19 protein-coding genes are annotated in these 8,236 nt (G+C 60.3%); 2 read left to right on the top strand and 17 right to left on the bottom strand.

The genetic code is table 11. The features are described from left to right. The 3 genes from HP546_RS21925 to HP546_RS21915 form a co-directional block, all read right to left on the bottom strand. Nucleotides 1-416: terminase large subunit domain-containing protein (locus HP546_RS21925; protein ID WP_218584580.1), on the bottom strand; the 416-nt coding region annotated here is incomplete at its 3' end. Continuing rightward, on the bottom strand, nucleotides 388-864 hold the full coding sequence (locus HP546_RS21920; protein ID WP_172229373.1) for a DUF2280 domain-containing protein: 477 nt from the start codon (nucleotides 862-864) through the stop codon (nucleotides 388-390). The genes HP546_RS21920 and HP546_RS21925, both read right to left, overlap by 29 nt. A gap of 31 nt (nucleotides 865-895) precedes the next feature. After that, nucleotides 896-1,504, bottom strand: coding sequence for a putative metallopeptidase (locus tag HP546_RS21915; RefSeq protein ID WP_172229371.1), 609 nt, complete (start codon nucleotides 1,502-1,504; stop codon nucleotides 896-898). A 420-nt stretch (nucleotides 1,505-1,924) separates the two neighbouring features. Here HP546_RS21915 and HP546_RS21910 point away from each other — a divergent pair, with 420 nt between their 5' ends. Then, nucleotides 1,925-2,254: a hypothetical protein gene (locus HP546_RS21910; protein WP_172229369.1), complete on the top strand. Its 330-nt coding sequence runs from the start codon at nucleotides 1,925-1,927 to the stop codon at nucleotides 2,252-2,254. Nucleotides 2,255-2,271: 17 nt separating this feature from the next. Here the strand turns inward: HP546_RS21910 and HP546_RS21905 are convergent, their stop codons facing one another. Together HP546_RS21905 and HP546_RS21900 are read right to left on the bottom strand one after the other, a co-directional pair. Then, nucleotides 2,272-2,703: a proteasome subunit beta gene (locus HP546_RS21905; protein ID WP_172229367.1), complete on the bottom strand. Its 432-nt coding sequence runs from the start codon at nucleotides 2,701-2,703 to the stop codon at nucleotides 2,272-2,274. Then, nucleotides 2,700-2,864 carry a hypothetical protein gene (locus HP546_RS21900; RefSeq protein ID WP_172229365.1) on the bottom strand — a complete coding sequence of 55 codons (165 nt, stop codon included), beginning with the start codon at nucleotides 2,862-2,864 and terminating at the stop codon, nucleotides 2,700-2,702. Before HP546_RS21900 ends, HP546_RS21905 begins: the two co-directional genes overlap by 4 nt. 192 nt (nucleotides 2,865-3,056) lie before the next feature. Here HP546_RS21900 and HP546_RS21895 point away from each other — a divergent pair, with 192 nt between their 5' ends. Further along, the gene (locus tag HP546_RS21895) at nucleotides 3,057-3,293 is read left to right on the top strand and encodes a hypothetical protein (protein WP_172229363.1); all 237 of its coding nucleotides are present in this window, start codon (nucleotides 3,057-3,059) and stop codon (nucleotides 3,291-3,293) included. Between the two features lie 37 nt (nucleotides 3,294-3,330). Here the strand turns inward: HP546_RS21895 and HP546_RS21890 are convergent, their stop codons facing one another. The 12 genes from HP546_RS21890 to HP546_RS21830 form a co-directional block, all read right to left on the bottom strand. Further along, complete coding sequence (locus tag HP546_RS21890; RefSeq protein ID WP_098090785.1) at nucleotides 3,331-3,600, bottom strand: hypothetical protein; 270 nt, start codon at nucleotides 3,598-3,600, stop codon at nucleotides 3,331-3,333. Then, nucleotides 3,600-3,911, bottom strand: a complete 312-nt coding sequence (locus HP546_RS21885; RefSeq protein ID WP_046787143.1) for a hypothetical protein — start codon at nucleotides 3,909-3,911, stop codon at nucleotides 3,600-3,602. The genes HP546_RS21890 and HP546_RS21885 overlap by 1 nt, the downstream gene beginning before the upstream one ends. Nucleotides 3,912-4,068: 157 nt before the next feature. Then, nucleotides 4,069-4,740 carry a hypothetical protein gene (locus HP546_RS31890; protein WP_019751349.1) on the bottom strand — a complete coding sequence of 224 codons (672 nt, stop codon included), beginning with the start codon at nucleotides 4,738-4,740 and terminating at the stop codon, nucleotides 4,069-4,071. After that, on the bottom strand, nucleotides 4,737-4,883 hold the full coding sequence (locus HP546_RS21870) for a hypothetical protein (protein ID WP_012273048.1): 147 nt from the start codon (nucleotides 4,881-4,883) through the stop codon (nucleotides 4,737-4,739). The genes HP546_RS31890 and HP546_RS21870 overlap by 4 nt, the downstream gene beginning before the upstream one ends. After that, nucleotides 4,880-5,482 carry a recombination protein NinG gene (locus tag HP546_RS21865; RefSeq protein ID WP_172229361.1) on the bottom strand — a complete coding sequence of 201 codons (603 nt, stop codon included), beginning with the start codon at nucleotides 5,480-5,482 and terminating at the stop codon, nucleotides 4,880-4,882. Before HP546_RS21865 ends, HP546_RS21870 begins: the two co-directional genes overlap by 4 nt. Then, on the bottom strand, nucleotides 5,482-5,880 hold the full coding sequence (locus HP546_RS21860; RefSeq protein WP_172229359.1) for a recombination protein NinB: 399 nt from the start codon (nucleotides 5,878-5,880) through the stop codon (nucleotides 5,482-5,484). The genes HP546_RS21865 and HP546_RS21860 overlap by 1 nt, the downstream gene beginning before the upstream one ends. Next, nucleotides 5,873-6,250, bottom strand: coding sequence for a hypothetical protein (locus HP546_RS21855; RefSeq protein ID WP_172229357.1), 378 nt, complete (start codon nucleotides 6,248-6,250; stop codon nucleotides 5,873-5,875). The genes HP546_RS21860 and HP546_RS21855 overlap by 8 nt, the downstream gene beginning before the upstream one ends. Then, nucleotides 6,247-6,441, bottom strand: a complete 195-nt coding sequence (locus HP546_RS21850) for an Rmf/CrpP family protein (protein WP_172229355.1) — start codon at nucleotides 6,439-6,441, stop codon at nucleotides 6,247-6,249. Before HP546_RS21850 ends, HP546_RS21855 begins: the two co-directional genes overlap by 4 nt. Continuing rightward, nucleotides 6,438-6,668 (bottom strand): hypothetical protein, encoded by a 231-nt coding sequence (locus HP546_RS21845; protein ID WP_172229353.1) that lies wholly within the window; start codon nucleotides 6,666-6,668, stop codon nucleotides 6,438-6,440. Before HP546_RS21845 ends, HP546_RS21850 begins: the two co-directional genes overlap by 4 nt. Then, nucleotides 6,668-6,865 (bottom strand): hypothetical protein, encoded by a 198-nt coding sequence (locus HP546_RS21840; RefSeq protein ID WP_172229351.1) that lies wholly within the window; start codon nucleotides 6,863-6,865, stop codon nucleotides 6,668-6,670. The genes HP546_RS21845 and HP546_RS21840 overlap by 1 nt, the downstream gene beginning before the upstream one ends. Then, entirely contained in the window at nucleotides 6,865-7,374 is a 510-nt protein-coding gene (locus HP546_RS21835; RefSeq protein ID WP_172229348.1) for a hypothetical protein, read from the bottom strand. Before HP546_RS21835 ends, HP546_RS21840 begins: the two co-directional genes overlap by 1 nt. Next, a complete protein-coding gene (locus HP546_RS21830) occupies nucleotides 7,371-8,132 on the bottom strand; it encodes a replication protein P (protein ID WP_172229346.1) in 762 nt (253 codons plus the stop codon). The genes HP546_RS21835 and HP546_RS21830 overlap by 4 nt, the downstream gene beginning before the upstream one ends. Nucleotides 8,133-8,236: the final 104 nt, after the last annotated feature.

Below are 8,236 nucleotides of genomic sequence, written 5' to 3'. Positions count from 1 at the left end.
ATGATCTTGCGCCAGGCGTGCTCGGCCTTCAGCGCGGGGAGAACATCGAGCTCGTCGACCAGGGCGTGGCCGATCTTGAAGCCCACGATGGTCTGGGGCTTCTCCATCGAACGGCAGATGGTCGTGCTGCGGTACTGGCCGCCACTGTAGAACTCGACCTCCTTGTCGCTCTCCTTCGTCTTGACCTTCAGGCCCCAGTCGAAGGCGACCTCCTCTATGGTCGGGAAGAAGATGTCCCGGATCTGCGGGTAGGTCGGAGCGAAGTAGCCGGAGTCGATCCGGGGCCACTCCCACACATGCTTGCACAGCGCAGCGCAGCCTACCCAAGTCTTGCCCGAACCGAACCCGGCGACGAAGCCGCGGAACTTGTTCTCCATCCGGAGGAAATTAGCCTGGGGGACGTTCAGCGACGGCATCAGGCTTCCTCGCATCCACCACGTCGACCTGCACCCTGGTGGGCGGCACGTTGTCGTGGGGGTTCTCGTTCTTGGTCTGACGGTTCACGTAGACATCGCCGACCTCTTTGGCCGCCTGCTCCAGTAGCTGGGCAGTCAGGGCCATGTTCTTCATCGACTCGGCCTTCTCGGCCATTCTGCCAAGCGCACGGAGGCGATAGGCACGATGTGCGATGGGAATGTCGGCCGTCTCGGCGGTGAATCGCGCCCGGCACTCATGGAATAGGTCAGCCCAACGCTTGGCCAGGCCTCGCCCGGCGTACTTGGTTGGGTCGTGCCCTTCGCAGGTCTGGCGACTCACATCCAGGCCGAACTCCTTCTTGACAGCCTCCACCACCTGGGACGGTGTATCGAAGCAGGCCAGAGCCTGAACAATGAAGGCTTTGACCTCACTTCGTAGTGCTGCCATGTGAATTTCACCCGTCAGGACCTGTCAGCAATCAGGCCGACTTGAGTAGGCAGGTTCCGCAGGCCCTCGAAATGTTGATCTTGGCCACCTCAGGCGGCCGGCTTGCAGCGTCAATCAGCTGCTGTACGTCTTGGCTGGCACCGTAGCGCCTCACCACTCCGACGAACTCTTCCACGTCATGGCCGCGCAGGTAGAGCTTGGGCAGCCCCTCCTGGGTGAACTTGGGTGCGCCGTACTCATCAGTCGCCTGGGCGATGTGGTAGAGCTCGTGTTCGACCAGTGCGCAGAACTCAGCGTCGCTGCACTGGGAGCAGTAGTCAGCTGCCAGGGTGATGAGGTAGGTCGGCTCCTCGCCGAACCACTGCCGCATCTGCTGCTCTTGCCGGGCCTTCTGCCATCCGCCAGCACGGAACATCAGCTGCTCAGCCTGACCAAGGACGACCCGCCCCTGCTTGGCGAACCCAGTCGATGCCCACAGCACGCCGATGTTGGCGTCTATCAGGTGAGCATGCTCAGGGTTATGGATGCTGCCGGTGTCGGCGAGGATCTCACTCTGTATCCACTCCCAGACTTCAGGCGCTGGCCGCAGAGCAAGCCAGACCGACTCAAGCAGATCTTCCGGTGGATTTGGCCGCCCCATAGATCACCGCCGAGAAAAGCATAAAAAAAGAGAGGAATTCGAAAGTTGACGAAAATCCGTCGCAAACTGAGGCTTGCTCAAAAAAAAATCAGGAACACTAGGGGCTCAAACCAAACGGAGATACACAATGAGCACTCTGGCAATTACCACACTCGGACTATTCGCGACGTACTTGGCGACTAAACGAATCCGGTCCACCACCACCCTGCTGATACTCGGATTGGGGTCCTTAGCACTGTTCGAAATCTGGAAGCTCTAGAGAGGAGTGCCGGCAGGGTGCGCTTGACTGCACTCTGCCCGGAAGGCTCGTTCGATCGCCTCCCAGTCGGGTTGCTTAGAGGTCATGAATAAATCCTGATGCTTGAAATGGTGGCAGGTTGCCGGTATTGGTAGCGATCCACTCAACGCAGGAGCTGACGCATGGCTTTCGAAACAGCAGATGTTGATATCGACCAGGGCTCTGACAGCCACGTTAGGCTTTCCGCAGTACCTTTCCATTTCAACCCAGGCGAGCGCTCTCTGTACACCGGCGCTGACGGGTCTAGCGGCGTTGTTCAGCGTGCTGGTTGGCTGGGCCTAAATACGTATCCTTTCACTGGCTGGTTTTCCGCCCACACCATATCGGTGACCGGTAGCAAAGGTTCCGACTACGTGTTTGAGGTGAAGCGCAACTTCTCCACCCCCATCCAAGATGACGAGTGGCTGTGGTTCCCAGTTTCGCGCCAACGGGTCGAGCCCTACCGCGACTGAGTCGTCGTGCGGCAGGGTCAGAAATCCTTGATGGTTATTACCCTGATCTTGCCGCCGGTGCTGGTGTCTCGCCTTGCCGCCATCTCGACGGCCTTCTCAGCGGAAGCACCCATATCCATCGCAGCGAAGGCGTATGGCGTGCCACTGCCGATGGCGTATGGACGATCAGGCTTGATTGGCGACTTCCATAGGCCGGTATCGTCATCTACGGCAACCGTCATTAGTCTGCCGCCATCAAGGACGATTGCAGATGCGTCGACCTTCCCCGATGGGGCAGTGCCGAAGTAGGCAGCCACCAGCGCGTCATAGTCACAGAGGGCGCCGGACAGGAAGAACTTCACGCCGTCGCGCTCAATGCACTTGTCGCAGTCATCGTCGGTAATGAGGTCGCCCCGGGTTACCCGAGAGTCATAGGCGATCACGCCATCCTTGTAGGCGATGGTAGTCATTCGGGGTGAACCTCGATCTTGATGCCGCGCCCTACCCAGTAGCTGAAGCGCTCAGGGCATGGCTCTCGGCCAGTCAGCCTGGCCATGACGAGGACGCCGGCCAGGTAGTACTTGAGCCACCACTTATGGCGGCAAGAGATGCGCACGGTGACCGATGCCATTTGCCTGTCCTCGCGCCACGAAACAGCGCATCTCGATTTTGTGGCGCGGGGGTCAACCATTTGGCCTCTCGCGAACCTGATGACCACTGGCGCTGGTGACACGGTATGCCATCAATTCGTCTCGATGAGTCATATTGCTGGCTTTCTGCAATCGAACTAATACTTAGGTATCTGCCTGGGGAGGCTCGAAACATGCAACCAAGATTCGTTATCGTTCCGGCTGTGCCTATCGAAGGTGAATCCTTCCAAATTGGTAACCGGTTCTACGCCACCACCACTTCTGGCGGCTTCGACATCTACGACAACCAAGAAAAGGAGCGCCTTAAGCGCGGCTTTGCCAACAAGTCGGACGCCGCGTCTGAATGCGACAAAATGAACGCCGCGTCACGCAATCCCGAAGAACTGTTCCCGTTGTTGCGCACTGACTGATGCGCCACGAAACGGCGGACCTCGATTTTGTGGCGCCCTACCCCGGCTGAAACACATGGCCGCGCCGGGCTACCGCATACAGGACAATGCCCAGCTTGAGGATCACGCCGTACAGGGTGGGAACATGGCCGCTCATGGCAAGGACGAACGATCCAAACGCGCCGATGGCCACCAGGTAGAACGCGACAGCCAGCAATGGGTAATCCATCGGGCGTATCCGGCGCAGGTAGTCGCACGCAGCAATCACCACCAGCACGCTCAGGAAGGCATTGGCGCCGATCAGCATTGAAATCAGGGTCGAGCTCATCAGGTAGCTCCTTTGGCTCCGAACGACCCAACCAGCGACTTCAGCACCGGGATGATGTTCATTGCCAGAAGGCCTATCAGAAAGGCCACGCCGTATTGGGCTTCTCCGCCTGCCTCGAGCTTGAAGTAAGTGATGGCGAGCGGGGTGCAAAAGATCGCTGAAGCGAAGCCGGTGAAGAAGGCCGCGACTGCCTGGCCCCTGGTGAGGCCCCGCAGAAAGGTCAGCGAGAGAATCGCTCCTGCGAAGCCGCCAATGATCACGCCGTACTTCACCAGCAGGACGCCAGCGGCGGTACTTGTTGGTTCGGCCATTGGTTGTCCTTGGGAATTCAGGGCCTCTTGAGGCCCTATTTCGGGCAATAAAAAACCCGGCGCAATGGCCGGGTTCTGTGTGTCAATCCGTAACGCGCAAGATCGACAGGATGGGCAAATATTCTCTCACTTTCTCACTCATTGCAATGGCTATTTGCTACGCCGCGCAACTTTCTATCAACCCCTCTGCATCGAGAAGCTCCTGAGCGGCAGTGAGAGCCTCGTTGACCTGGTTGTCCAGCGTCTTTCGGATGGACGAGCGCCAACGGTACCGAGTCGACTCTGGCTTGCCGTCATTGTCCCAGTTGTCGATGTTGTACCAGGCAGCCGGCAGCACAGCTGCGGACCTCTTAAGCGTCTGCTTTCGATCCACCGCATCGCTCATGCCGCTCAACCCTTTCTCGTTGAACGAATCCACAAGGGCCTTGTTCTTGGCGATAGCTTCGGCCTCCCTGCTCACCATCTCGATCGCGGCCGGCTCATGCTTCCCTCCTACCTGAGGGATTGCCCAGGTCAAAATGGCGCACTCACGGAAGCGCTGAGGTGCAGGCGACTTGATCGTCTTCATCAGTTCCAGGATTGCGTTGTGCTTGCGATCCTCGTGAGTGGAGTACTTCGCCACCAGCGCACGCCAGTGCTCAGCTGAGAGCGACTTGTGCAGCCGGCCGAATACCCAGCAGTCCACGAGGAATGCAGCCTCCTTGCCGACGATCTCGCCTTTCTGCTTGGCTGCCTGAACCTTCGGCTCGAACTCGCAACCGCCAGCGCTGTTGATCGTTTCCGCCGCCAGGGCGCGGACCACTGCCGATACCACGTTCTGATAGTTCACTGTCCACCCCCTGCCCGCTTGGCCTTTCTCAAAATGAATTCTTCGTAGCTGCGCTTGCGGCGCACTGCGCCGGCCCAGGACAGCGCCACGCCGGCCACCACCATGAGGGCGGCCAAAATCAAAAAACCCCACGCTGGCGTCATGCTGCAGCCCTCCTCAGGTCTTTGAGCTTCTGCCTGTACATGGCCTTGATGGCCTGCAGGTCTTCGATGGTCAGGCGCTGGGGCTTATGAGGCCCTTCGAGCCATTCAACCTGGTCGGCGCCGATGCGCTTCACCAGACGGATGCGGTACTCGACCGCGTTACCCGACAGGTTCCGGTTGCACTTCACGCACTGGCGGTGGACGTTGAGCGGCTCGAAGCGCAGCTCCGGGCAGGCGCCCACCGACCGGTAATGGCCGGCATCCCAGCGACTGCCGGTGATGAGGTCGTGGTCGCTCGGCAGTGAGTCGCAGCTGATGCAAGGCAGGCCGGCGTCGCGCTCGCGGATGTAGGCGTTGAACGCGGCCTGCGCCTCGGCCATATGCTCGCGGCGGGTCTTCAGCTTCTCCCGGCGCTCCTGCAGGTCCTCGCGGGCCTGTTTGGTGATGGCCTTGGCCGCAACCTTCTGCAGCTTCGGATCTTTGGCCATGGCCTTGGCGCAGGCGATGCTGCACACCTTCTGCGTGGACATGGTCGGCTTGAAGTGCTGGCCGCAACCTGGCGCCTTGCATTTCTTCGGCTTGATCTCCTTGGCTAGCATCAGTACTGCCCTCCCCACCGATCTGGCTCAGTCCAGCGCACGCCGTGCTCGGCACCGAAGGCATGCATCACTTCGAACAGGTCGCTGAACCACTTCTGCGACTGCTTGCGGGTCGAGACGCCCAGCACGACAAATCCGCCGTCGATGCCCGGTACCGCGTCCTGCTTCTGCACCGCCGCACTGAATATGTGTTTCCAGTCCTCGTCGGTAAGCTTGCGGCCGTACCACTCCACCTGCTGGGAGACGTCGCGGAGCATGGCCCACATCTTCCGGTTGCAGACGTCCGGGCGCTTCTCGTCCTTGATGACCACCACCTTGGGCTTGGTCAGGTCGATTGCGTGCAGGGCGCCGTATAGGCGGTTGAGGTCCTGGCTGCTGCGGATGGAGAACTCAGTCATGGCTCGCTCCCCGAATCATCGCGCCATCGACCTGCTGATCCAGGCGATCACCGCTAGGGCAGTCATGGCCAAGCTTGACCGAGACCTTTGGGTTGCAAACCACAGCGAGCTCAGCCACGGGCCAGTGCTGATTGCGCAGGAAGCGGTATCGCTTCGCATCCTTACGCAGCGCCTCGTTCTCGGCCTTAAGCTGACCGATCTCCATGAGTATCTCGTTGATTGTTTCCGCTCCGTACAGGAGTTGCACCGGCCAGCCCTTTTCGTACCAGCGACACGCCACAGTAGGGTCGTAGGTCGTCGAAGACTTGTCGGTCATATGGTCCTCAGTGAACCAGGCCTGCGCCTTCAGCTTTGCTTTGTCGATGGTCATGCAAACCTCCCATGTGCGCTGTGCCCTCGCAGCCATTCACCGCGTTCGTAGTCCTGATTCGCGCCGGTGTAAGGGCATTGGGTCCAAGGGGTGCCGGATAAAGCGGCCTCAAGACCCTCTGCAAATGGCGATTTGTACGGCTGATCTTTGCCAGTTAGCGCCTTGATGATTTCGGCTTTGTCGATGGTCATGGCTTCACCCCTGCATTGATTTGGCGAAGTAGCTCTCTGCGCTGCTGGCGGCGCTGCTTGGCATCACCTGTCAGAGAGACGATCCCGTGGTAATGCCCATCGGCATCGCGCAATACAGGCTGCATGCCCCATACGCGCTTCTCTTGAACGATGGAGAAAGGCTTCTTGCCGAAACGCCCTACATCGACCTGGCGAAATTTCGGGTCGCGCAACTTGTTGGTGTCCATCAGTGCTTCTCCTTGCGCGCAGCGAAGGCCTTGCGGAACGGGATAGCGGCCAGCATGGCTACCGGCGTCATCGCCAGAGAAAAGCCACTCACAGGGCCGAGATCCAGCCTCAGGACAAAGGCAAACCATTCACCGATACCTGCGCCGAAAGCCATACAGAGCAGAATGAAAAACAGGGCTTTCAAGTAGGCTTTCATCACGCTTCCTCCCCTTGCAGGCTCTGAAGCAGGGTCTTGAGCTGGCGGTATTTCTCCATCGACTTCGCGCTGGATTCGCGCTCCTGCTCGACGGCCAGGGCGACATCCTCCACCCGGGACGCCAAGCGTTTCAGGTTGCTGGCCATGCCAGCGATTTCTCCGGCCAGTTCGCTCAGCATCTCCAGCGGAGTGCCTGGGGCTTTCTGATCGGCAACTACTTCGAGTTTCGGCTGCGGCTTGGCCATCACTGGCTCCTGAGTCTTCTGCTTGGTTTCAACAGGGATGCGCTGGAACTGGTCGCGCCCCGATTTCTTGATGAGTCCCGAATCCACCAGGCTGATCAGGCAGCCCGAGACGATCCGGTTATCCGGGGTGCTGCCGGTCAGGTTGCGCATGGCGGTCATGACCTGGGATGAGGTCCACGGCTCATTCATCGGCACGCACTCGTAGACCTTCTTGGCCACGCCGGTCTGGCCCTGCATGAGGCTTTCCTTCTTGGCCGGAGTCATACGCCCTCCCCGGCCGGCTGCCCGGCGCGCTTGATGTTCAATTTGGCCAGCAGGTGTGCACGGCACGCGGCGGCGCTGGCTGGGATCTGCTGGATCTCCAGCAGGCGGGCCTGCTTCTGGGTGGCGTACTCGTCGGCCAACTCGCTCAGGTTCTTCTGGCTGTCGTGGCCAATGCCGGTGGCGATGTCGCCCAGTGGCTCGCCGGCGACCAGCATGCGAATGGTGATGTCATAGGCCCGGGCGAATACCTTCTCGGCCCGCTCCACCTCCATCGACCCCAGGTTCTGCGCCTCGCACTGCAGGGCCGCGTGGCGCACCGCTGCGTGCGTCCAAACGCGTGACCCTGCCCTGCTGGGGTGGAAATTATCCAGCGCCTCTGCCAGGGCCCTCGCAAGCGGCGGAATGCCCATCTCTTCCGGGGTCGGCTGGCACAGCTTGATGAACTTGCCGCTGCTCGGGGCGAAGTCGGTACCCAGCGCCCGGCACTTCTGGATGCCGAAACGGATCTGCTCGAGCGTGTTGATGCCCGCGGCGACGAAAGACTTGATCCAGCTGCGCTTGGCAGCCTTCAGGGCCTCGTCATCCGGCCAGGCCTGCTTCCATGCCGGGAAGATGGCCTGCAGCTCCTTGAACAGGGCGTTGACCACTTCGGTGGTGCCTGGGTCCAACTGCTTGGCCGGGGCCTGGACTTCGGCAGGCAGGTTGCGAGCCGTGGCCATGATCTGCGTCACGCGCCGCAGTTTCGGTTGTGCGGTCATAAGCCCCCCAGGTCATCAGCCCAGCTGGTGTCGTTGAAGTCGGGACCGCTGGCCGGGCGGCGGGATGCGAACGGGGCGGCGCCTGCCGGCTGCGGCAGTTCGTC

This window comes from Pseudomonas sp. CM25 (genome assembly GCF_013179705.1).
Lineage (GTDB): Bacteria > Pseudomonadota > Gammaproteobacteria > Pseudomonadales > Pseudomonadaceae > Aquipseudomonas.
This window is presented reverse-complemented; position numbering and strand designations above follow the sequence as displayed.

What these genes read in the sequence shown, in the direction of transcription:
- HP546_RS21900 (WP_172229365.1), bottom strand. Translation starts at nt 2,864, where the DNA reads ATGGCATCGGTCACCGTGCGCATCTCTTGCCGCCATAAGTGGTGGCTC.
- HP546_RS21870 (WP_012273048.1), bottom strand. Translation starts at nt 4,883, where the DNA reads ATGACGCCAGCGTGGGGTTTTTTGATTTTGGCCGCCCTCATGGTGGTG.
- HP546_RS21855 (WP_172229357.1), bottom strand. Translation starts at nt 6,250, where the DNA reads ATGACCATCGACAAAGCAAAGCTGAAGGCGCAGGCCTGGTTCACTGAG.
- HP546_RS21835 (WP_172229348.1), bottom strand. Translation starts at nt 7,374, where the DNA reads ATGACTCCGGCCAAGAAGGAAAGCCTCATGCAGGGCCAGACCGGCGTG.
- HP546_RS21890 (WP_098090785.1), bottom strand. Translation starts at nt 3,600, where the DNA reads ATGAGCTCGACCCTGATTTCAATGCTGATCGGCGCCAATGCCTTCCTG.
- HP546_RS21905 (WP_172229367.1), bottom strand. Translation starts at nt 2,703, where the DNA reads ATGACTACCATCGCCTACAAGGATGGCGTGATCGCCTATGACTCTCGG.
- HP546_RS21850 (WP_172229355.1), bottom strand. Translation starts at nt 6,441, where the DNA reads ATGACCATCGACAAAGCCGAAATCATCAAGGCGCTAACTGGCAAAGAT.
- HP546_RS21920 (WP_172229373.1), bottom strand. Translation starts at nt 864, where the DNA reads ATGGCAGCACTACGAAGTGAGGTCAAAGCCTTCATTGTTCAGGCTCTG.
- HP546_RS21885 (WP_046787143.1), bottom strand. Translation starts at nt 3,911, where the DNA reads ATGGCCGAACCAACAAGTACCGCCGCTGGCGTCCTGCTGGTGAAGTAC.
- HP546_RS21910 (WP_172229369.1), top strand. Translation starts at nt 1,925, where the DNA reads ATGGCTTTCGAAACAGCAGATGTTGATATCGACCAGGGCTCTGACAGC.
- HP546_RS21830 (WP_172229346.1), bottom strand. Translation starts at nt 8,132, where the DNA reads ATGACCGCACAACCGAAACTGCGGCGCGTGACGCAGATCATGGCCACG.
- HP546_RS21895 (WP_172229363.1), top strand. Translation starts at nt 3,057, where the DNA reads ATGCAACCAAGATTCGTTATCGTTCCGGCTGTGCCTATCGAAGGTGAA.
- HP546_RS21915 (WP_172229371.1), bottom strand. Translation starts at nt 1,504, where the DNA reads ATGGGGCGGCCAAATCCACCGGAAGATCTGCTTGAGTCGGTCTGGCTT.
- HP546_RS21865 (WP_172229361.1), bottom strand. Translation starts at nt 5,482, where the DNA reads ATGCTAGCCAAGGAGATCAAGCCGAAGAAATGCAAGGCGCCAGGTTGC.
- HP546_RS21840 (WP_172229351.1), bottom strand. Translation starts at nt 6,865, where the DNA reads ATGAAAGCCTACTTGAAAGCCCTGTTTTTCATTCTGCTCTGTATGGCT.
- HP546_RS21860 (WP_172229359.1), bottom strand. Translation starts at nt 5,880, where the DNA reads ATGACTGAGTTCTCCATCCGCAGCAGCCAGGACCTCAACCGCCTATAC.
- HP546_RS21845 (WP_172229353.1), bottom strand. Translation starts at nt 6,668, where the DNA reads ATGGACACCAACAAGTTGCGCGACCCGAAATTTCGCCAGGTCGATGTA.